General features: G+C 61.9%; 19 protein-coding genes. 5 read left to right on the top strand and 14 right to left on the bottom strand.

Features of this window, described 5'->3' with window-relative positions:
* Nucleotides 1-32 precede the first annotated feature (32 nt).
* Complete coding sequence (gene ampC, locus B0G74_RS22480) at nucleotides 33-1,199, top strand: class C beta-lactamase (RefSeq protein WP_132377096.1); 1,167 nt, start codon at nucleotides 33-35, stop codon at nucleotides 1,197-1,199.
* A 17-nt stretch (nucleotides 1,200-1,216) separates the two neighbouring features.
* Nucleotides 1,217-1,618, top strand: a complete 402-nt coding sequence (locus tag B0G74_RS22475) for a cupin domain-containing protein (protein WP_132377095.1) — start codon at nucleotides 1,217-1,219, stop codon at nucleotides 1,616-1,618.
* A gap of 58 nt (nucleotides 1,619-1,676) precedes the next feature.
* Here B0G74_RS22475 and B0G74_RS22470 read toward each other — a convergent pair whose 3' ends face one another.
* The 7 genes from B0G74_RS22470 to B0G74_RS22440 all read right to left on the bottom strand — a co-directional run bounded on the left by B0G74_RS22470 (nucleotide 1,677) and on the right by B0G74_RS22440 (nucleotide 10,252).
* Nucleotides 1,677-3,095: an MFS transporter gene (locus B0G74_RS22470; RefSeq protein ID WP_132377094.1), complete on the bottom strand. Its 1,419-nt coding sequence runs from the start codon at nucleotides 3,093-3,095 to the stop codon at nucleotides 1,677-1,679.
* A gap of 142 nt (nucleotides 3,096-3,237) precedes the next feature.
* Nucleotides 3,238-3,501, bottom strand: coding sequence for a hypothetical protein (locus tag B0G74_RS22465; protein ID WP_132377093.1), 264 nt, complete (start codon nucleotides 3,499-3,501; stop codon nucleotides 3,238-3,240).
* Between the two features lie 56 nt (nucleotides 3,502-3,557).
* Entirely contained in the window at nucleotides 3,558-4,214 is a 657-nt protein-coding gene (locus tag B0G74_RS22460; protein WP_132377092.1) for a sarcosine oxidase subunit gamma, read from the bottom strand.
* On the bottom strand, nucleotides 4,204-7,206 hold the full coding sequence (locus B0G74_RS22455) for a sarcosine oxidase subunit alpha family protein (RefSeq protein ID WP_132377091.1): 3,003 nt from the start codon (nucleotides 7,204-7,206) through the stop codon (nucleotides 4,204-4,206). The genes B0G74_RS22460 and B0G74_RS22455 overlap by 11 nt, the downstream gene beginning before the upstream one ends.
* On the bottom strand, nucleotides 7,203-7,529 hold the full coding sequence (locus B0G74_RS22450) for a sarcosine oxidase subunit delta (protein ID WP_132377090.1): 327 nt from the start codon (nucleotides 7,527-7,529) through the stop codon (nucleotides 7,203-7,205). Before B0G74_RS22450 ends, B0G74_RS22455 begins: the two co-directional genes overlap by 4 nt.
* 27 nt (nucleotides 7,530-7,556) lie before the next feature.
* Nucleotides 7,557-8,801, bottom strand: a complete 1,245-nt coding sequence (locus B0G74_RS22445; protein WP_132377089.1) for a sarcosine oxidase subunit beta family protein — start codon at nucleotides 8,799-8,801, stop codon at nucleotides 7,557-7,559.
* Between the two features lie 56 nt (nucleotides 8,802-8,857).
* Nucleotides 8,858-10,252: an L-serine ammonia-lyase gene (locus B0G74_RS22440; protein ID WP_132377088.1), complete on the bottom strand. Its 1,395-nt coding sequence runs from the start codon at nucleotides 10,250-10,252 to the stop codon at nucleotides 8,858-8,860.
* A gap of 302 nt (nucleotides 10,253-10,554) precedes the next feature.
* On the opposite strand from B0G74_RS22440, the gene B0G74_RS22435 reads away from it, so the two are divergent.
* The 3 genes from B0G74_RS22435 (at nucleotide 10,555) to B0G74_RS22425 (ending at nucleotide 13,741) form a co-directional block, all read left to right on the top strand.
* On the top strand, nucleotides 10,555-11,637 hold the full coding sequence (locus B0G74_RS22435) for a GlxA family transcriptional regulator (RefSeq protein ID WP_132377087.1): 1,083 nt from the start codon (nucleotides 10,555-10,557) through the stop codon (nucleotides 11,635-11,637).
* Nucleotides 11,638-11,873: 236 nt separating this feature from the next.
* The gene (locus B0G74_RS22430) at nucleotides 11,874-13,214 is read left to right on the top strand and encodes a DUF6402 family protein (protein WP_243658282.1); all 1,341 of its coding nucleotides are present in this window, start codon (nucleotides 11,874-11,876) and stop codon (nucleotides 13,212-13,214) included.
* Entirely contained in the window at nucleotides 13,211-13,741 is a 531-nt protein-coding gene (locus B0G74_RS22425) for a hypothetical protein (RefSeq protein WP_132377086.1), read from the top strand. Before B0G74_RS22430 ends, B0G74_RS22425 begins: the two co-directional genes overlap by 4 nt.
* A gap of 86 nt (nucleotides 13,742-13,827) precedes the next feature.
* Here the strand turns inward: B0G74_RS22425 and B0G74_RS22420 are convergent, their stop codons facing one another.
* The 7 genes from B0G74_RS22420 to B0G74_RS22385 form a co-directional block, all read right to left on the bottom strand.
* Nucleotides 13,828-14,763, bottom strand: coding sequence for a choline ABC transporter substrate-binding protein (locus B0G74_RS22420; protein ID WP_132377085.1), 936 nt, complete (start codon nucleotides 14,761-14,763; stop codon nucleotides 13,828-13,830).
* 65 nt (nucleotides 14,764-14,828) lie between these two features.
* Nucleotides 14,829-15,827: a GlxA family transcriptional regulator gene (locus tag B0G74_RS22415; protein ID WP_132377084.1), complete on the bottom strand. Its 999-nt coding sequence runs from the start codon at nucleotides 15,825-15,827 to the stop codon at nucleotides 14,829-14,831.
* 7 nt (nucleotides 15,828-15,834) lie between these two features.
* On the bottom strand, nucleotides 15,835-16,737 hold the full coding sequence (gene choW / locus B0G74_RS22410; protein WP_132377083.1) for a choline ABC transporter permease subunit: 903 nt from the start codon (nucleotides 16,735-16,737) through the stop codon (nucleotides 15,835-15,837).
* Nucleotides 16,730-17,908, bottom strand: a complete 1,179-nt coding sequence (locus tag B0G74_RS22405; RefSeq protein ID WP_132377082.1) for a glycine betaine/L-proline ABC transporter ATP-binding protein — start codon at nucleotides 17,906-17,908, stop codon at nucleotides 16,730-16,732. The genes choW and B0G74_RS22405 overlap by 8 nt, the downstream gene beginning before the upstream one ends.
* A gap of 1,221 nt (nucleotides 17,909-19,129) precedes the next feature.
* Nucleotides 19,130-19,444, bottom strand: a complete 315-nt coding sequence (locus tag B0G74_RS22395) for a DUF4148 domain-containing protein (RefSeq protein WP_132377081.1) — start codon at nucleotides 19,442-19,444, stop codon at nucleotides 19,130-19,132.
* Between the two features lie 176 nt (nucleotides 19,445-19,620).
* Nucleotides 19,621-21,303 carry a long-chain fatty acid--CoA ligase gene (locus tag B0G74_RS22390; RefSeq protein ID WP_132377080.1) on the bottom strand — a complete coding sequence of 561 codons (1,683 nt, stop codon included), beginning with the start codon at nucleotides 21,301-21,303 and terminating at the stop codon, nucleotides 19,621-19,623.
* Between the two features lie 86 nt (nucleotides 21,304-21,389).
* Complete coding sequence (locus B0G74_RS22385; protein WP_132377079.1) at nucleotides 21,390-22,163, bottom strand: SDR family oxidoreductase; 774 nt, start codon at nucleotides 22,161-22,163, stop codon at nucleotides 21,390-21,392.
* Nucleotides 22,164-22,316: the final 153 nt, after the last annotated feature.

The following is a 22,316-nucleotide window of genomic DNA, read 5'->3' as shown; positions in this document are numbered from 1 at the left end:
TCCGCCGACAGACATTCAAGGAAACGCGAGAGATGAAGTTCAAAGCCCTCAGCCTCACGGCGACCGTGGTCTTTGCATTGGCCGCTCCCATGAGCCACGCAGCGAATACCACGCAAGACGGCATCAAACAGACGGTCGACGCGGCGATCCGCCCGCTCATGGCGAAAGACGGTATTCACGGCATGGCGGTCGGCATCGTCGTTGGGGGCAAGCCTTATGTGTACGACTACGGCGTGGCGTCGACGGAAACGGGCAAGCCCGTGACACGCGACACGCTGTTCGAACTCGGCTCGATCAGCAAGACCTTCACCGCGACGCTGGCATCGTATGCGCAGGTCAGCGGTGATCTCTCGCTGTCGGACACGACGGGCAAATATCTGCCCGTGCTTCAGGGCAGCCAGTTCGGCAATGTGAAGCTCGTCAACCTGGGCACGTACACGCCAGGCGGATTACCGTTGCAAGTGCCGGACGATATCCATAACGACGGCGAACTCATGCAGTTTTTCAAGGCATGGAAGCCCAGTTGTGCGCCGGGCACGTGCCGGACTTACGCCAATCCCGGCATCGGCACACTCGGTTTGATCACGGCAAAGAGCATGGGGCAGGATTTCACGCCGTTGATGGAACAGCGCATGTTTCCCGCGCTGGGATTGAAGAACAGTTTCATCGACGTTCCGCAATCGCGGATGCCGGATTACGCGCAAGGCTATAAGAAGGACGGCGCGCCGATTCGCATGGCGCCTGGCGTGCTGTCCGCCGAAGCGTACGGCGTCAAGTCCACGGCCACCGACATGACGCGCTTCATGCAAGCCAACATGAATCTGCTCCAGCTCGATGCGAAGTTGCAGCGCGCCATCACGGAAACGCACATCGGCTACTTCAAGGCTGGCGTGTTGACGCAGGATCTGATCTGGGAGCAATACACGTATCCGGTCGCGTTGAAGACATTGCTGGCAGGCAATTCATCGACGATGGTTTTGAAGGCGACACCCGCGGTCGAATTCAAGCCGCCGCTCGCGCCCCGACAGGATGTCTGGATCAACAAGACCGGTTCGACTAATGGGTTCGGCGCGTACGTCGCTTTCGTTCCGGAGAAGCAGTTGGGCATTGTGATGCTCGCCAACAAGAACTTCCCGAACGAAGACCGGGTGGCGGCCGCCTACAAGATTCTGACGGCGCTTGCCGAGCCCTCGCATTGAATAGGGCCGACTCGATCATGAACATCTTGCGTTGCGTGCCGCTGCTCGCCGTGATCCTCATGAATCTGCCTTCGGCCAATGCCGGCGAAAAGGCACCCGATGCCAAAGAGACCGTGGTGCTTCAGCGCGTCCCCGTTCCGGCAACCGATCGGGAAATGGGCATGGGTATCGCCGAATTCCCACCCAACGCCGCCAAGCCGAAGCACGAGGCAACCGGACCGGAGGTCGCCTATGTTCTCGAAGGTGAAATCACGGTGCAGGTCGAGGGTCGACCCGCGCAGATCGTTCACACCGGCGAGAGTTACCGGATGCCGGCGAATGTCGTCCATGTAACGACCGCCGGACCGGCGGGCGCGAAAGTGTTGGCGACGTGGGCTTGGGTGCCTGGGAAGCCGTTTAATGTGCGGGTTCAGAATTGAGCGAATAGGGGTGCTGTTCGCACTGGAACGCACCATTGATTACGCGCCCAATCAACCTTCAATCCCGCACCGGACTCAACACCCCACGCGCATCCGTCTCAACCGCCTCCGACACCAGCGTCTCGAGCGCCAACCCGCGCGTCTCGATGCCGAGAATCCACACCGCCGCCGCCGCGATCACAAAACACATCGCGCCGAGCGAGAACACCCCGCCCTGGCCGAACATCGGCAGCACTACGCCCACCACGTACGGTCCGATCAGCGAACCCACGCGGCCGATCGCCGACGCAAAGCCCGAACCCGTCGCCCGCGCACCGGTCCCGTACAGCTCCGGCGTGTAGGTGTACAACACCGCCCACATCGCAAACAGGAAGAACTGCATCGCCAGCCCGGCGCAGATCAGCAAGGTCGGCGTCTGCGCGTGCAGCGCGGTTTGCCCATAGACGTAGGCCATCACCGCGCTACCCGCGAGCGACGCAATGCAAGTCGGCTTACGTCCCCAACGTTCGACCAGCCACGCCGCACAAATAAAACCAGGAATGCCGCCGAGCGAAATCAGCACCGTGTACAGCACCGACTTCGTCACCGCAAAGCCTGCCTGCTGCATCAACGCGCCGAGCCATGACGTCAGCCCATAGAAACCCAGCAGCGCGAAGAACCACAGCGTCCACACCATGATCGTGCGACGCCGGTAAGCCATGCTCCAGATCTCGCGAAACGCCCCCGTGTCCTTCGCGGCCGGCGGCTCGGCGAGCACCGCCGGCGCGCGCAGCTGGCTGAGCCCGGCCGCTTTCATCACCTTCACTTCGACCTCGGCGAGAATCTTGTCCGCTTCACCGAGACGTCCGCGATGTTCGAGCCAACGCGGCGATTCCGGCACGACGCGGCGCACGATCAGCACGAACACCGCAGGAATCGCGAGCAACGCGAACTCCGTACGCCAGCCGAACGTTGGCAGCACGAAGTAGGACACCACGCCCGAGGCGATGAAACCGAGCGGCCAGAAGCCGTCCATCAGCGCAATCAGACGGCCGCGCGACGCAGCCGGCACGAACTCCGACAACAAGGTCTGCGCGATCGGAAACTCCATGCCCATGCCGAAGCCGAGCAGCACGCGATAAAAGATCAACGCTTCGACGCTCTGCGCCGTCGAGCACAAATACGACGCGAGCCCCCACAACACCATGCTCCACTGAAACACGGGCCGGCGTCCGAAGCGATCCGCCAGCAACCCTGCAATCGCCGCGCCGATCACCATGCCGAAGAAGCTCGCGCTTGCCACCAGCCCCGCCGTCGCGGTGGATAAGCCAAATTCCGTCTTGATCGAACCGAGCACGAAGGTCATCGTGCCGAGATCGACGGAATCGAAAAAGAATGCGATGGCGATGATGATGAAAATGGTCCGGTGATAACCGGAGAACGGCAGTCGTTCGAGTCGGGCGGCTGCGCTCGCGCGCGGCTGATAAGCGGTAGACATGTCATCCCCTGGTTGATGCGGCGAGTGCCGCGTGAGTGCTCCGAGGCGTTTTCAGTAGACGCCGACATAAATCGGCCACATAGAAGAAATACGTCATCGGGATGGAACGGGTGCGTCGTTCCACACACGCGGATCGCGAGGCTTAGGACCGCAGACGCGCCCGCGCGGCGCCGGCAATGCGCGCGAGCGCATCCGCGCTCAACCGTGCGGCGATTTTTTCGACGTATGCGTGGTGCCGCGCCTGCAGCGGCGCGCCGAGTTGCTGCGCAAGCAGATAACGGATCAGCGCGATGCGCCTATGCCGCAGCACGATGCTCTGATCGAGCAGCGCGAGCGCGGCATGGGCATCGCCTTCGAGGCACGCGCGCTCGGTGAGACGCGCGGTGGCTAGACGTGTCGACGTCATGGCGATGATTCAGCACGAAAGGCGCGAGCGGTGTAGGGACTGACGCTCGCCGCGCCTTACGACATCAGCGGCTCGGCCGCGTCGAGCATGATCTTGACGAAGTAGTCCGCAAAGCTGCGGCGCACGACAATGTCGAAACTGCTCGCACCGGTGGGCAGCAACGTCATTGATGCCTTGAAATAGTGGCTCTGCGCGCATTGCCCTTCGCCAAACAGCTTGGGATGCAAATCGAGCGGACAACCGCGCGACAGCACTTCACGCGTGCGCGTGCCGCTGATTTCTAGCACCGTATAACCGCTGCCGATATCCACCGCCGAGGCGAACAGGCCCGCGAACGCAGCGCCGAGTTTCGCCTGCAGCGGAGCGGTACGCGTCGCGTCGTGCGCGGCGGCCGAGCGCACCAGCCACTCGTCCGGGCCGAGCCACATCACGTCGTAGCCGTTGCCGCGCGCCACCGTGTTCGCCTTTTCAGGCGGACGGCAGCCGATCACACTCTCCACCGCGCGCACGAACGCGGCGTCACGCGTATCGCCGCGCACGTTCACGAGTTCCAGGAACGGCCGCTCGCTCAACCTGAACGCGGCGGATGCCGTCGCCTGATGCTTCTTCAGCAGCGCGTCCGCGCCCACCAGCGGCGACTCCTGCCATACGCCGGTCTGCTTGCCGACAGCACGATCCACGACCAACGCCGTCCCTCTGGTTTCATTCCACATGTTGACGTGCTCCTTCGCTGTCGTAGAACACCGAACTGGTGACCTTCGCTGCAATCTGTTTGCCGCTCGAAAGCGGAATCGTGACCGTCTCGCCGATCTTGTCGAGGCCGCCCTTCACGACCGTCATCGCGATCGAACGCTTCAGGATCGGGCTGTAATAGCTCGACGTGACGTGGCCGAGCATCGCCGCCGTCTCGCCCTGGAACGGACCCGCAACGATCTGCGAACCCTCGGGTATCACGAACGACGGGTCGTCCGAGAGCAAGCCGACCAGCTGCTTGCGCCCTGCCTTCGCCGTGTCCGAGCGGGTCAGCGAACGCTTGCCCAGAAAGTCCTTCGACTTCGCGACGAGCCCGCCCATGCCGAGATCGTACGGCGTCATCGAACCGTCCGTATCCTGGCCGACGATGATGTAGCCCTTCTCCGCGCGCAGCACGTGCATGGTTTCGGTGCCGTACGGCGTGATGTCGAACTCCGCGCCCGCGGCCATCAGCGCTTCCCACACCGCGCGTCCGACGTTGGCCGGCACGTTCACTTCATAAGCGAGTTCGCCCGAGAAACTGATGCGCATCACACGCGAGGCCGCACCAGCAACGGTGCCTTCGCGATAGCTCATGAACGGAAACGCCGCGTTCGCGAAGTCGATGTCCTGGCAGACCTTCTGCAGCACCTTGCGGCTGTTCGGGCCGACCACGGCGAAGGTCGCCCAATGATCCGTCACCGACGCGAGCCGCACGCGCATGTCCGGCCATTCGGTTTGCAGCCAGCGTTCGAGCCACGTCAGCACGCGTGCCGCGCCGCCGGTGGTGGTCGTCATCATGTAGTGCTGGTTGGCGAGGCGCACGGTCACGCCGTCGTCGAAGATCATGCCGTTTTCGTCGAGCATCAGGCCGTAGCGGCACTTGCCGACTTCCAGCTTGCTCCACGGATTCGTGTAGACCCAGTTCAGCAGCCTGGCCGAATCAGGGCCCTGAATGTCGATCTTGCCGAGCGTCGAGGCGTCGAGAATGCCGACGCTCGTACGCACCGCGAGCGATTCACGCGCCACCGCCGCGTGCATGTCTTCGCCCGCTTTCGGGTAGTACCACGGACGCTTCCAGTTGCCCACGTCCTCGAAGGCCGCGCCGTTTTCCACGTGCCATTCATGCACCGCCGTCTTGCGCACGGGATCGAGAAACTCGCCCAGTTCGCGGCCGGCAAACGTGCCAAACGTGACGGGCGTGTAGTTCGGCCGGAAGGTCGTCGTGCCGGTCTCGGGAATCGTCTTGCCGAGCGCCTGCGCGAGAATCGCCATGCCGTTGATGTTGCCGAGCTTGCCCTGGTCGGTGCCGAAACCCATCGCCGTATAGCGTTTTACGTGTTCGACCGATTCGAAGCCCTCGCGCGCCGCGAGGAAAATATCCGCGGCCGACACGTCGTTCTGGAAATCGATGAACTGCTTCGGCCCGCGCGTAGCCAACTCGCGACCACCGACCAGCCACAGCGGCTGCATCTTCGCTTCCATGATCTCGGCTACCTGCACCGGATTCGGCCGCGCGACGATAAAGCCCGCCGCGCGCGCCGCCTCGATGCCGGCATCGACAGCAAAGCGGATGCCCTGGCCCAGCGTGAAGTCGCCGGCACACGCGCCGACGCTCGTCTCCGGCTGCATCGCCTTGCCCGGCACGAAGCAGGCCTTCTCGTCATGCCAGTGGGCCTTGCCGCCCGATTGCGCGAACAGATGCAGCACCGGGCTCCAGCCGCCGGACATCGCGAGCAGATCGCAGGACAGTTCGCCCTGCTTCGCACCGACCTGTCCGTTCGAATACGGCGCGACGTCCACCGAGGCCACGCGCAGTTTGCCGTGCGCCGCCGTGATCACGACGCCGTTCATCACCTTGACGCCATAGCGCCGTGCGAGCGCGGGCAGCGTGCCCTTCGATTCGCTCGCGCGCGGATCGACTACCGTCACCTGGGCGCCGGCCGATTTCAGATCGAGGGCGCACTGATAGCCATCGTCGTTGTTGGTGAACACCACGGCGTTGCGGCCCGGCAGCACCGCATAGCGATGCAGATAGGTCGACACAGCGGACGCCAACATCACGCCGGGAAGATCGTTGTTGCCGAACACGATGGGCCGCTCATGCGCGCCGGTCGCGAGAATCACGCGTTTCGCGCGAATCTTCCACATCAGTTCGCGCGTGCCCTTGCGCTGCGACACCGGCAGATGCTCGGTGAGCCGCTGCGTCACCGTCACGAGGTTGTGGTCCTGATAGCCGAACGCGGTGCTGCGGCACAGGATCTTCACGTCGGGCATTTGCCGCAGTTCGTCTTCGATCTTCTGCACCCATTGCAGCGCGGGCTTGCCGTCGATCTCCGCGCGGCACGACAGCAGTGAGCCACCGAGTTCCGGCTGATCGTCAATCAGTGTCACGCGCGCGCCGGACAACGCGGCGGCATGCGCGGCCGCAAGGCCGGTCGGGCCGCCGCCCACCACCAGCACGTCGCAATGCGCAAAGCACTTGTCGTAGCGGTCCGCGTCCGTGTGTTCCGGCGCCTTGCCGAGACCGGCGGCGTCGCGGATCACTTCTTCATACTTCGGCCAGAATTTGCGCGGCCACATGAAGGTCTTGTAGTAGAAGCCCGCTGGAATGAAGCGCGAGAACTTCTGATTGACCGCCATGCGGTCTTTCTCGATGCTCGGCTTCGCGTTCACGCTTGTGGCCACCAGACCCTGATACAGCTCGACTTCGGTGGCTCGCGCATTCGGCACCGTGTACGCGCCGGTTTCGAGTTGCACGACGGCATTCGGCTCTTCCACCCCCGCCGTGACGATGCCGCGCGGCCGGTGGTATTTCCAGCTGCGCGCGACGAAATGCTCGCCGTTCGCGAGCAGCGCCGAAGCCAGCGTGTCGCCCTGATAGCCCTGGTACTGGCGGCCGTTGAAGGTGAACGTCAGCGGCATTGCGCGATTGATGCGCCCACCGTTGGGGAGTCGGTCTTTCTGGCTCATGATGCCTTGCCCTCTTGTGCCTTGTTCTGTGCTTTAGCGTCAGTGCTGTCCATGGCGAGCAAAGGACGCTCGAACGTCTCGTAGCCCTGGATCTCGTAGCTCACCGTGTCGCGCTGCGCCTTGAACCAGCGGCGGCAGCCTTGCGTATGCATCCATTGCTCGCGATGCACGCCGCGCGAGTTCTTGCGCATGAACAGGTAGTCGCCCCATTCCTTGTCGGTAAGTTTCTCGGTGTCGAGCGGACGGGCAATGTCCGCTTCGCCGCCGCAGGAAAATTCGGTTTCGGCGCGTGGCCCGCACCACGGGCATTCGATCAATAGCATCTCGTTCTCCTAGTCGCAGTGCGAGCGTTAGTGGGCAACAGCGGCGGCGCCGTGTTCGTCGATCAGGTGGCCGGTATAGAAACGCTCCAGCGAGAACGGCGCGTTCAGCGGATGCGGCTCATCCTTCGCAATAGTGTGCGCATAGGCCCACCCGGAACCCGGCGTCGCCTTGAAACCGCCCGTGCCCCAGCCGCAATTGAAGTACAGCCCCTTCACATCGGTCTTGCTGATGATCGGGCACGCGTCGGGCGACACATCCACAATGCCGCCCCACTGGCGGTTCATCCGCACGCGCGAGAACACTGGGAACATTTCAACGATCGCTTCAAGCGTGCCTTCGATAATCTGGAAACTGCCGCGCTGACCAAAACCCGTGTACTGGTCGACGCCCGCGCCGATCACCAGATCGCCCTTGTCGGACTGGCTGATATACGCGTGCACCGCGTTCGACATCACCACCGTGTTGACCACCGGCTTGATCGGTTCCGACACCAGCGCCTGCAACGGATGGCTCTCCAGCGGCAACCGCACGCCGGCCATGTCGGCGAGTGACGAGGTATTGCCCGCCGCCACGATCGCGACTTTCTTCGCCTTGATGAAACCCTTCGTGGTGTCCACGCCGATCACCTGGCTGCCGTTGCGGCGAATGCCCGTGACCTGGCAGTTCTGCACGATATCGACACCGGCCTGATCCGCGCCGCGCGCGAAACCCCAGGCCACCGCATCGTGGCGCGCCACGCCGCCGCGCCGCTGGATCGACGCGCCGAGCACCGGATAGCGGCTGTTCAGATTGATGGTCGGCTCGATTTCCTTGATCTGCGCGGGCGTGAGAAATTCGGCGTCCACACCGTTCAGCCGGTTCGCATTCACGCGGCGCTCGGTGTCGCGCACGTCCTGCAACGTGTGCGCGAGGTTCATCACGCCGCGCTGGCTGAACATGACGTTGTAGTTCAGATCCTGCGAGAGCCCTTCCCACAGCTTCATCGCTTTTTCGTAGAGCGCGGCCGACTCGTCCCACAGATAGTTCGAGCGCACGATGGTCGTATTGCGCGCCGTATTGCCGCCGCCGATCCAGCCCTTCTCCAGCACGGCGACATTGCGCACGCCGTGTTCCTTGGCGAGGTAATACGCCGTGGCGAGACCATGCCCACCGCCGCCGACGATCACGACGTCGTACTCACGCTTGGGCTCGGGGCTCTTCCACTGTCGCTCCCAGTTCTCGTGATACGACATCCCGTTGCGCAACAGGCTGAATATCGAATAGCGGCTCATCGTGGGTCCTTGTTGGTGCTGTCTTTACTGGTGTTTCGTATTGGCTAAAAGCGGAATCAACACTCGATGACGTTCACGGCCAACCCGCCGCGCGACGTCTCCTTGTATTTCGTCTTCATGTCCGCGCCGGTTTCGCGCATCGTCTTGATCACGTTGTCGAGCGACACGTAATGCTGGCCGTCGCCTTTCATTGCCATGCGCGCGGCGTTCAGCGCCTTGATCGCGCCCATCGCGTTGCGTTCGATGCACGGAATCTGCACGAGCCCGCCGACCGGGTCGCAGGTCATGCCGAGGTTGTGTTCCATGCCGATTTCGGCGGCGTTTTCGACTTGCGTCGGCGTGCCGCCCATGACGGCGGCGAGCGCCGCGGCGGCCATCGAGCACGCCACGCCGACTTCGCCCTGGCAACCCACTTCGGCGCCGGAAATCGACGCCGTTTCCTTGTAGATGATGCCGATCGCCGCAGCCGTCAGCAGGAAGTTGACGATGCCCTCGTCGTTCGACGCATGCATGAACTTCACGTAGTAGTGCAGCACGGCGGGAATCACGCCGGCCGCGCCGTTGGTCGGCGCCGTAACGACGCGCCCGCCCGCCGCGTTTTCTTCGTTGACGGCCATTGCGTACAGGTTGACCCAGTCGAGCATGGAGAGCGGATCGCGCAGCGACTCTTCCGAGCGCGAGCGCAATTGCCCGCATAAATCGGCGGCGCGGCGCTTCACATGCATCGGACCGGGCAACTCGCCGCGCACCTTGCAGCCGCGTTCGACGCACGCGGACATGGTGCGCCAGATCGCCAGCAAGCCTTCGCGCACTTCGTGTTCGGGACGCGCCGCGCATTCGTTGCGCAACGTGATCTGCGCGATCGACAAACCGGTCTCGCGGCAAACGCGCATCAGATCGTCGCCGGTACGAAACGGATACGGCACGTCCGCGACGGCGCGCACGCCGTTCACGCGATCGCCTTCGCGATTCACCACGAAGCCGCCGCCGATCGAGTAATACTCCTTCTCCACCAGCAATTGGCCGTTTTCGTCGAAAGCCTGAAAGCGCATGCCGTTCGGATGCACGATGCCCGAACCCGGCGCGCCCGGCATCAGCTTGCGGAAAAAACCGAGATGCTCGCGCTCGTCGAATTTCACGGGGTGCTTGCCGAGCAGCACCAGTTGTTTGGTCGCGCGGATCGTCTGCAGGCGCGGCTCGATCAGGTCCGGGTCGATAGAATCGGGCAGATTGCCTTCGAGTCCCAGCAGCACCGCCTTGTCCGTGCCGTGCCCCTTGCCGGTCGCGCCGAGCGAGCCGAACAGGTCGGCCTTCACGCCGCGCACGAAGCCGAGCAGATTCGCGTCTTCGATATGCGAAGCGAAGCGGCATGCAGCGATCATCGGCCCCACGGTGTGCGAGCTTGAAGGACCGATACCGATCTTGAACAGATCGAAGACGCTGACGTTCATGGCGTGCCTTGTGTGTTGCGATGCCTTGGGTGGATTTGCCTCTATTGCACCGCACGTCAAATTGAATCGATAGAATAAAAACGGCATGACAGTGGGATAGTGGCGTCAACGCGGCCGCCGGCAAAGGTCCGCGGCGTATTTACGAAGACTTCTGACGCATTTGCGACATGCGTCCGGCTTGTGGCTGGCGATGCTGACGATGCCGGGCGCGCAACCGGTCATGCCGCCGGCGCGCCCGGACGCGGTGGCCGCCGTCCCCGGTGCTATGCTTGATCCAACCCTTACCCTTGCTGGCTGCATGCATGAATTCCGCTGAACCGCTTCCCCCTCAATCGATCGACGGCACCTCGAAGCAGCGCATCCGCTTCGGCATCATTCTGTTGCCGAATTTCACGCTGACGGCGTTTTCGGGTTTCGTCGACCTGTTGCGCCTGTCCGCGGACGAAGGCGATTTCAGCAAGCCCGTACGCTGTTCGTGGAGCGTGCTAGGGGAAACCCTTGCTCCGGTACGCGCGAGTTGCGGCATCCAGATCACGCCGTGGGAGACATTCGACAGCGCCGAGCCGTTCGATTACGTCGTGGTGGTGGGCGGTCTGCTGCATTCCGGACCCGCCGCGAACGACGCCACGCTTGCCTTCATCCGCCGCGCCGCCGCCACCGATGCGACGCTCGTCGGCATGTGCACAGGCGTGTTCTCGCTGATGCGCGCGGGCGTGCTCGAAGGCCACCGCATTTGCGTGAGCTGGTTTCACTACTGGGATTTCATCGAACGCTTTCCGTCGGTCAACGAGGAAGCGCTGGTCGCCGACCGGCTGTTCGTGATCGACCGCCGGCGCATTACGTGTTCCGGCGGACGCGCGTCGATCGACGTGGCCGCCGCGATCCTGCTGCGACATTTCGAAACCGCCACGGTGCAGAAGGCGCTGCGCATTCTGCTCGTCGACGACATGCAGAAAGGCAACGCGCCGCAGCCGCATCCACCGGGCCTCGCGCCCGCTGCGCATCCGAAGGTCAAGCGCGCGATTCTGCTGATGGAGCAGCACGTGGGGCGCTCGCTGTCGCTCGACGAACTTGCCGGGAAGCTCGATCTTTCGCCGCGTCAGTTGGAGCGGCTATTTAAGGCGGAAACGGGCAAGGCGCCGCAGGCCTACGCGAAGCAGGTGCGGTTGCGCACGGCCGCGTGGTTGTTGACGAGTTCGGATAAGACCGTGGCCGACATTGCGTCGAGTTGCGGGTTTTCCGATGCCTCGCATCTGGGCCGCGAATTCCGCAAGCAATTCGGATTGCCGCCGATGATGTATCGCGAGCAGCGCGGCACGGCGGCGGAAGCGGAAGATAGTGGGGATTTTGACGAGACGTTTCCGGGGCGGGCGCGGGCGATTTGAGGGTGTCTGTGGCACGTGTGAAATGCTCGCAAATTAATACCACTCGAATGCGAATTTTATTGAGCGTTTCGGCACTCTGCGCCATCACAATAAATCTTGACACATCGGCGTGAACGTAAGGCGTATGCTGCACCATTCATAGACCATACTGCGCTAATTCACGGCACTGGCATTCAATGAGCGGGACTCGCTGAAGGTGTGAGTGGCGGTATGACACCGGCGCGAGCGTCGCCGGTTTGATTGGCGTTACCAATGAGTCACGCGGTACGCCCGCGTTGCACGATCCTTCGGCCGCACCGGGAAGTATTGACTTTCCGGCTATCGGCATGAGTCTCTGGACAAGCATTCAATCGATATCGTCACAAATCGACAACTGGATCAAGGAGCATCGGTTAGTGGCTCTGTCTTATTACAGAATCAACAAGCTGCTATGGCGCTGGAGAAAAGAGGATGGTGCCCGGATCGTGGGCGGTGTCTGGCTGTCATTAGACGCTCCAGCACCCACACGTGAGATCCTGAAGCCACCGCCCGCGGCACCTTCCAGAAAACCAAAGGCACAGGCGGGCGACGGCCTGCTGAAAATGATGGAGTTGCGTTCGCGCTTCAAAACCTGGCTGGAAACGCCCAACCCGTCGAAGCCTGCCAAACAGAAGGAAACGGTGCCGCCGTTCGACATACAGGAGATTCCTGCCGCGATGCGCAAAACCTACCTGACGAAGTCTGCCGCTCTTATGGAGCGGTGGTTCGAGGGAAGGCTCAATTATTCTCCAACGGGCACAGCCGAAACTGAGGAAATTAATCAGGACGGAAAGCCTTACCCGCGTGATATGCACGACACAACCACGATTAAGCTGGACTGGATACTCCAATTTCCTCGGGCAAAAGCCAAATACGACTATCTGGTGAAGGAAGCTATTCGCGCGCCGAAAGCGATCAAGGCCCTCCACGACATCGTCGCTCGCTATCAGGACCAGGTGACTGATATTTTTGCTTCGGATATTTGCAAAAAAGATCCGATTTCCCTTCACCGTCACTTTCAGTTTCAACGTGCCGGTGTCGATGGCACATTCGGACAGAAGATAAACCTGTTGCTGACAGACAATCTTGAGCGCGGCGGTGCCCCCGACGATCTCACCGGCGCGCTCGGTTCGTTCAACTTCTACGCTGCCATTGGACATGCCCGCCTCTCAAGAGACGTTAATTCGCGGAAAACAACAGCCGAGGTGACCGGTATCTGGGTGTATGTGAAAGACAACTACACATTCACCGACAACGAGCAAGATGATCGATCACAGTATCTGGGTCATTGGAGCCGCGATGGCGTTATCGTCATGCCACTCGACGCTGCCGCAGCAATCTCTTCTTATATCCCCTACATCGAAACCCCCATCACCCTTCCTTATATCGACGCATCCGTCACAATAGGCAACCCGGTTATCAAAGGCAACGTCTACTACCCGGTGCACAACAGCGACTTTCGACAGTGGGCGATCAAGCATCAGCAGGGCGGCGACTTTGTTGTTTTCTCTGATCGTCGTTTTGTTCCGGTCGCACCTCCAGTCAGGGTGTACCTATGAGGCTTGACTACGGTGCTGCGGCTGGTGCGCTGATCGGCGCACTAGTTGCGGTTGTTGTCATCATTGCCGTGCTAGTCAAGTGGATTACTTCAAAAGACAAGTCGCGCGCATGGATCGCGAGGTTTGCCGGGCTGACGGCGATAATTGTCGGCATCGGCGTGCTTTATTTCGGCCTTTTTAATCATACGCCGCACGGCACCGAATGTCAGAAATCGGCATCTCCAGACGGCTTGTACGTGGGTGAACGTTGTCTATTAGATTGGGTTCCAGGCGGAAACTCCGAATACGTTGGCAGGGTTTTAGACGCAAAGAACGGGAAGCTGCTTGCGCAGCATACCTTTAGCACGCCAGTCCCTGACCTGTCTTGGTCTTCCGGCGTGACCTATTCCTTGGAACCTGATGGACCTCTCCGCTATATCGGTCCTTCCGTTGGATTTTCGATAGGGGACGGCGGCGACGACTCCGCGTATATCTCGCTCCCGCCCTCGATGTGGGACCGTTTGCTGGCAGCACGTCCGCGCTTATAACGGAAGATGTTGATGGCTAAACAGTCAAGTCAGACCGCTTAGCCAGCCCCGCACGGCCCCAGCCCTAACGCTGCCCTTCTCACCACTCACTTCCCCGCCACATACGCCTTCACAGCCGGCAATCCATCCTTCCCGTCATACGTCTTCACCCCCGCCAGCCACTTATCCAGCACCGCCGGATTCGCCTTCAGCCATTCGCGCGCGGCCTTGTTCGGATCAGTCTTGTTCATGATGGGCAGCATCACGTGATTCTCGATATCGGTCGTGAACTGCAGATTCGACACCAGCTTAGCGACGTTCGGACAGCGCGCCGAATAATCGCTCGGCGTGACCGTCAGCACTTTGGCTTCGCCATAGTTCGGGCCGAACACAGCATCGCCGCCGGACAGATAATCGATCTTCATCTGCACGTTCATCGGATGCGGTTCCCAACCGAGAAAAACGATCGGCTTCTTGTCACGGATCGAGCGGTTCACCTCGACCAGCATGCCCGCCTCGCTCGACTCCACCAGCTTGAACTTGCCGAGCCCGTATTGATTGCTGTCAATCATTTTCTTGATCAACGCATTGCCGTCGTTGCCCGGCTCGATCCCGTAGATCTTGCCGTCGAGCTTGTCGTAGTTCTTCGCGATGTCCGCGAACGTTTTAATGCCGGACTGGTACGCGTAATCGGGCACCGCAAGCGTGTATTTCGCGCCGGTCAGATTCGGCGTCGGCAACACGCTGAGTTGGCCGGACTTCCTGAACGGGTCGATCATCGGGTCCATGGTCGGCGACCAGTAGCCGAGGAACACGTCGATCTGCTTGCTCTTCACGCCGGCGAAAGTGATCGGCACCGAGGCGATCGTCTTGGTCGGCTTGTAGCCGAGCCCTTCGAGCACGGTCGATGCAAGCCCGGTGGTCGCAGCGATATCGGTCCAGCCGACATCGGCGAACCGGACGTCGCGGCAGGTGGCGGGTTCCGCGGCAAACACAGACGACACAGACAGCGCGCACAACGACGCAGCCCACAAACGTTTCATGGCGTTCCCTCAGGGTGATTGATGTTTGACTGGTTCTGATGAAGCGGATTGTTTTGCGCCGCGCATCACGCGGATAAGCGCCGCTCGACGCTCGGCGCGTGACCGAACTGCGCGCGATAGGCCTTGCTGAAATGACACGCCGAATGAAAACCGCACACCGCCGTCACGCGCGCAATCGACGCATCCGTATTGCGCAGCAACTCACGCGCGCGCCGCAAACGCAGCGTCAGGTAATAGTGCGTGGGCGACACGCTCAGGAACATCTTGAACATGCGCTGCAAATGACGTTGCGACAGATGCACGAGCCGCGCGAGTTCGTCGAGCGATAACGGCTCCTCGATATTCGCTTCCATCAGCCGCACGACCTCGACCAGTTCCGCGCGCGAGAAACCGACCCGCGCGTCGACGGGAATGTGTTGATAATCGGTCGAGCCGCGAATCCGCTCGACGATGAACTGCTCCGACACCTGCGCCGCCACCCCGTGGCCGAGCCGCATGCCGACCAGCTTCAACATCAGGTCGAGCGGCGCGGTGCCGCCCGTGCAGGTCATGCGGTCGCGGTCGATCACGAACAGTTCGTCGGCGAAACGCACGTGCGGGTAGCTCTTGTGCAACGGCGACATGTCTTCCCAATGTACAGTGCAGCGATAACCGTCGAGCAGACCCGCCGCCAGCAGCGCATACGGTCCCGTGCAAATGCCGCCGAGCGGAATACCTTTGTCGGCGACGTCGCGCAGCAGCGCGATCACCGTGTCGTCCACGTAATCGCGCACATGCCAGCCGGCGCAGACGATCAGCACATCCGGCATGCCGGCTTCGGCCAGCGTCGTGGTGGGTTTCACCGTGATGCCGTTGCTTGCTCGCGCCGGCTCGCCGTCCGGCGTGATCACCGACCATCTGTAGTGCTGCGCGCGGCCCACGTAGTTGGCCATGCGCAGTACCTCGACCGCGCTGGTGAAGGCGATCATCGAAAAGTTCGGCAGCGTCAGAAAGCCGACGTGCGCGAGCCCGGATAGCGGCGAATCAGCCTCGGGCTCGACTGGCGTGAGCGCGTCGCGCTTCATAGGCGGCTCAGCCGTGTTGCGCGGCCGGCTCGCGGCGCACTTTCATCACGCTGCGCAAGCCCGACAGCAGCGGCGCGCGCGCCATGCCCGGCGAACGGCCAAAGCTTTCCGTGATGCGATCCAGAATGATCGCGAGCATCACCACTGAAAGTCCGCTTTCGAAGCCGAGCCCGATATCGAGCCGTTGAATACTGGCCAGCACGTCGTTGCCGAGCCCGCCCGCGCCCACCATCGACGCGATGATCACCATGGAGAGCGCCATCATGATGGTCTGGTTCACGCCGGTCATGATCGACGGCAGCGCGTTCGGAAACTGCACCTTGTAGAGCAATTGCCACGGCGTGCAGCCGAACGCCTGCCCCGCTTCGACGATCTCGCGGTTCACGTGCTTGATGCCGAGCGACGTGAGACGCACCGCCGGCGGCATGGCGAAAATCACGGTGGAGAGAATCCCCGGCACACGACCGAGGCCGAACAGCATCGCGGCCGGAATCAGGTAGACGAAGGCCGGCATGGTCTGCATCAGGTCGAGCACGGGCCGCACGATCATCTCGACGGTGCGGCTCTTCGCGGTCCAGATGCCGAGCGGCACGCCCAGCAGCAGGCTGATCAACGTGGACGACAAGGTCAGGCCGAGCGTGATCACCGTCTGATCCCAGAAGCCGGTGCCGTAGATCAGCAGCATGGCCAGCAGCGTAAATAGCGCGAAGCGCCAGCCCACCCGCCACAGGCCGATGCCGACGAAAAACGCCATCAGCGCCCACATCGGCACTGCTTGCAAGCCGTGTTCGATCACCGCGGCAAAGCTCTCGATCACCTTGCCGATCGAATCGAAAGTTTTTGCGTCGTGGTCGAGCAGGTAGTGAACGCCGTGATCGACCCAGGCGCCAAGTGGAATGACTTCAGACATGGGAACTCCGATGGCGTGTGAGAACGTTCAGCACGTTCGTCTTGTTGACCGAACCACAGTAGGAGCCGTCGGCTTCGACCACCGGCAGCGGCGCGCGGCTCGCCACCACGAGTTCGACGACGTCGTCGAGCGGCGTGGTGCGGCGGATGCATTCGATCTGGTTGAGCTGCGGCGAGGCGCTGCCCATCGCGTCGCGGCACACGAAGCCGCGAATCTTGCGTTCGCCGTCGAGCACGAATGCGTAGTCGGCGCTGCCGTTGAGCGTGGCGGCCACGCTCGATGCATCGATCTGCGGCGAGTGCTGCATGAGCGGCACGGCGTCGGTCTGCATCAGATCGCCGGCGGTCAGATAACGGCTGGTGTCGATGCCTTCGAAGAACGCGCGCACATAATCGTCGGCGGGATTGGTGATGATCTGCTGCGGCGTGCCGACCTGCACGACCCGGCCGCCTTCCATGATCGCGATGCGCGTGCCGATGCGCATCGCCTCTTCCAGATCGTGCGACACGAACAGGATGGTGCGCTGCTGTTCGCGTTGCAGATCGAGCAGCACGTTCTGCATTTCCTTGCGCTTGAGCGGATCGAGCGCGGAGAACGCCTCGTCCATGATCATCAGCGACGGGTTCACCGCCAGCGCCCGCGCAAGACCCACGCGCTGCTGCATGCCGCCGGACAGCTGCGCGGGCAGCTTTTCCGCGAACGGCGCGAGGCCGACCTGTTCGAGCACGGTCATCGCGCGCTTCTCGCGCTCCTTGCGGCCAACGCCCGCCACTTCGAGGCCGAACGCCGCGTTCGACAGCACGGTGCGCTGCGGCATCAGCGCGAACGACTGGAACACCATGCTCATGTCCTTGCGGCGCAGCGCCGTCAGCTCGGAGCGCGGCACGCTGGCCACGTCGCGGCCGTCGATCAGCACCTTGCCGGCCGTCGGTTCGACCAGCCGGTTGATCAGGCGGATCAGCGTCGATTTGCCGGAGCCGGACAGGCCCATCAGCACGAAGATCTCGCCTTCCTTGACTTCGAACGATACGTTGTGGACGCCGACAATCTGACCGGTGCGCGCGAACACTTCCTCTTTCGTCGCGCCGCCTGCCAGCATGCCGATCGCCTGCTTCGGGTTGGTGCCGAACACCTTGCACAGCCCTTCGACCACGACCTTGGGGGAATTCATTGAATGCTCTCCTTTGTCGACCGGAGTTAGCGCTTTAGCGCTTACTCCGGTCCCATGCACCGCGTCGACCTGAGTTGGCGCTTTAGCGCTTACTCCAGTCCCATGCACCGCTTCGACCTGAGTTGGCGCTTTAGCGCTTACTCCGGTCCCATGCACCGCTTCGACCCGAGTTGGCGCTTAATGCTTACTCCGGTCCCATGCAAGATAGTTGCTGCAGTGGCGGACGTCCGTCCGCGCTGTGCATACATAGTTGCCAGAAAAAAGTATGGCTAGCCGACTATTTGCGACAGGCACATGTGGAAATGCGACACCCGTTTTTCGGGCGTACCGGACGATGGGGGCTAGAGCCTTGTGGGGTAAGGGTTTGGCGGGGCTCGGGGGCGTGTTGAGGCGTGTCGCGCCAGAGCAAGTGGAGCCAGTGCGCGGCAAAAAAATGCAGGTCGGTGGGGCTGGCCGGGTGTGGTGTCGCAGTGCAGCAAGGCGCTGGCCAGCGGACGTCGGTTGAAAAACCGTGGTCACCCGTCCAACGGTGGGCGTTGGATGACTCGAAATCAGGAGCATCAGTTCGACCGAGGCCATTCCGGCAAACACGACACGCTCATCGTCAACGAGTCTGGGATGTACGCGCTGGTCCTGCGCCGTCGTCGTATGCGGGGGCAAACATCTACGTCCGAGAAGCGGTGCGTCGCCACCGCCACGCTCAGAGTGCGGCAGCGAACAGTACAACAGCGTCTACGGCGCCAAGCATTGGCAATGGGTCGGTCCACTTGTCCATGTTCGCCCACCGGGAATAGTAAGGCGCGTCACTGCCGTAAGCCTCCACCAGATTGCTTAGGTTGATTGCACCCGTGGTACAAGGACGGCACATAACACGACAATGGACAGAAGGCGCCTGGATTTATTTTGAATCACTTTAACTGTCGACCGCTTGCGTACGAATGGCTCATGGAATCCTCTTTACTCAATGGAGAGGATTCGAGCCTATTCGCGTCCCGACTGCGACTTGCGTGAATCTGTCAATCGCGTGCAAGCGGGTCGGCGCGCGGGCCACTCGATGAGCGATCAATCGGCACGCACGTAATGCAATTGGCGCAGCGAGCCGTCATTTGTTGTGCCGACGCACTAGAGCTGCGCGCCGGCCTCCTGCATCACCCTCGCGACACTCACGGCCCACTGCGCCGAACGTCGACGTCGGCGCAGCGTAGCCGCAACAGTCCGCGCTTACTGACTCGCGCCAGTTCCAATACCGGCCTTCTTCTGCGCTTTCTGCAGCTTGTCCGGATAGTTCGGGTCGTTCTGGCCTGGCTGGTAGCCTGCGTCTTCGAGCTTCTTCAGCTCGGCATTCTTTTTGGCTCTGGCTTGCTTGCGCGCCTCTTTACGCTCGGCTTTGGTGGGTTTCGCAGTGCTCGCCGCGGCGGGCGCAGCCGTCGTGGCGGCATCGCTGGCGCCTTGAGCCGCGGCGAGCGGAATGCTGCCGGCTACCATGCCCGTGACGGCAAGTCCGAGCATGATCTGTCTGATGGCAAAGCTCTTCATTTTCAATTCCCCTCTCGAAAGTCGGCAATAGCATTCAAGCTTGTCTGCGAGTCTTCTCTTCACCACTGCGAGGCGCGCACGACACTCAGTACGGGCTCGCGCTCAAAGCTTACAGGCAAACCATCACAAGAGTATTTTCAGCGCCGCGAGCGGGTGTTGCATCAAGCAGACGAATCTCACGAGCCAGCCGCGCGCGCCGCATCCTCTTCCTGTAATTTCCGCCACAAGATCTTGCCGCTGCCCGACTTCGGCAGCGACGCCACGAACTCGACGATGCGCGGGGCCTTGTACGAGGCCATCTGCTCATGCGCCCAGTCGATGATCTCCTGCGCAGTAATCGTGCCTGCATGCGCCGCATCGGGCACCACCAGCGCCTTCACGGTCTCGCCGCGCTTCTCGTCCTTCACGCCGATCACGCAAACCTCGTGAATCGCCGGATGCCGGTACATCAGCGCCTCGACTTCGGCCGGCCACACCTTATAACCGGACGCGTTGATCATACGTTTGAGACGATCGGTCATGAAGAAATAACCGTCTTCGTCGATATGGCCGAGATCGCCGGTTCGCAGAAACCGCTTGCCGTCGAGTTCGATGAACGCTTCCGCCGTTGCCTTCGGATTGCCCCAGTAACCCTGCATGACCTGCGGCGCGTGAGTGACGATCTCACCTGTTTCGCCTTGCGGCAGCTCTTGCAGCGAGACCGGATCGATCACGCGCGAGTCCACGTCGAACACGGGAATGCCCAGGCACTGCGGCTTCGGGCGATGCGGCGGATTGATGTGCGTGCCGGCAATCGTCTCCGTCATGCCGTAGCCTTCGACATAATCGAGCCCGGTCAGCGCCTTGAGCTTTCTGGCGATCGCGTCCGGCATCGCCGCGCCGCCGCCGCGCGTGCCGGTGAGGCTCGACAGATCGTATTCGCCGAGCTTCGGGTTCGAGAGGAAATCGACCATCATCGTCGAGATCGACTGCCATGCGGTGACGCGATATTTCTGCATGCATAGCGCAGCGGCCTCGCGATCCCAGCGCGGCAACAGCACGATGGTCGCGCCGGAGAAGACCGCGCTGTTCATGCCGCCCTGCATGCCGGTCACGTGAAAGAGCGGCAATACCGATAGATAAACGCCGTCCGGCGGCGACGAGAACCACACGCAGCCGCCGAGCGCCGTGCTCATCACGCCGCGGTGCGTATGCATGCAACCCTTCGGCTTGCCGGTGGTGCCGGACGTATAAGGCATCACGCACAGATCGTCGGGACCGTTGGTGAGCGGCCCCGGCGTGATGCGCCGTTCGAGCACGTCCTGCCAGGACGTGACGCCGGGAATCGCGAACGTCTTGCGTGGCGCAGCGACGAATTCAGGCACGGGAATCGGCGACGCCTGTTTCAGATAATCGCTATACGTCGCCACGATGGCGTGCTGGAGGCCCTGGCCGGCCCCGTTGCCGATCAACGGCTCGACGTTCGCGAACAGGCATTGCGGCGCGATGATCGTGGTCGCGCCGCTGTCCTCCACGTAATGCGCGAGCTCGCCGGTCATGTTCATCGGATTGACCGGCACCACTACCGCGTTCGCCCTCAGGATGCCGTAGTAAGCGATGATCCATTGTGGACTGTTCTGCATATACAGCAGCACGCGCTCGCCTGCCTTGACCTGGCACTCCTGCTGCAGAAAACCCGCGATCCGTTCGGCTTCGTCCTTGAATCCGGCAAACGTGATCGCCGTGCCGTAGAAGATGATGAACGGCTTGTGAGGATAGCGCGCCGCCGAGACTTCGGCGTTGTAGAAAAGATTGGTCTCGGGCAGCGTCAGATGCAGCGGCACTTGCGGTGGCCAGTGCGGGTGATGGCGTTCGTTCATCAGCGTCTCCTGCTTTTCACTGTCGGTGCGCGCCCGGTCTTTGCCGGGCGCTTCCTTCACATCGCCGCGTCCGAACAGCGTGACACTCAGACGATGATCGCGCCGCCGTCCACCGCGAACTCCTGGCCGGTGATATGACGCGATGCCTCGCTCGCGAGAAACACGATCGGACCTTTGAGATCTTCGTCGCCGCCCAGACGCTGCAAAGGCGTGCGCGAGACGATCGTGTCTTCGAGTTTGCCGAGCAGACCCGCCGACATCTTCGAAGGGAAAAAACCCGGGCAAATCGCGTTGAAGTTGATGTTGTACTTGCCCCATTCCGCGGCGAGCGCCCGCGTGAAATTGATCGCAGCGGCCTTGGACGTGTTGTACGCAATCGTGTTCATGCCCGGCGGCGAGCCCTTCAAGCCCGCCACCGAAGCGATATTGACGATCTTGCCCGCGCGCCGCGGGATCATGCTGCGTTTGCCGACTTCGCGAGCGAGAAAGAACGGTGCGTTGACGTTCAGGTTCATGACCTTGTGCCACGCTTCGTCCGGATAGTCTTCGGCGGGCGCGCCCCATGTCGCGCCGGCGTTGTTGACGAGAATATCGATGCGGCCATGCACGCCCAGCACTTCATCCACGAGGCCGGGGATACCTTCGAAGCGCTGCAGGTCGTTGACCACCGTTTGCACTTCGATGCCGAGTTGTTGCAGATGCGTTTTCGCCTCGGCGAGTTCGTCGGCCTTGCGCGCGGTGATCGCGACACGGCAGCCCATTTCGCCGAGCGCCTCGGCCATTTGCAGACCGAGGCCGCGCGAGCCGCCGGTGATGAGTGCAACCTTGCCATCCAGTTGAAACAGGTCCTTCACAGACATTGCGTCGCTCCTCCAGTTTTGTTCTGCTATGCAGATCGGTATGCCGCTTTTGCGCCCATCATACGTGCCGAAATTCAGCCTGTAAATAAAAGCACGATCATTCACTTTCGTTATAAACTGGTAAGCATCATCGAGTGGCGAAGCATCGGGAAT

The sequence above is a fragment of the Paraburkholderia sp. BL9I2N2 genome, assembly GCF_004339745.1.
Lineage (GTDB): Bacteria > Pseudomonadota > Gammaproteobacteria > Burkholderiales > Burkholderiaceae > Paraburkholderia.
Note: the sequence above shows the minus strand (reverse complement) of the source record. Positions and strands in the feature narration are given on the sequence as shown.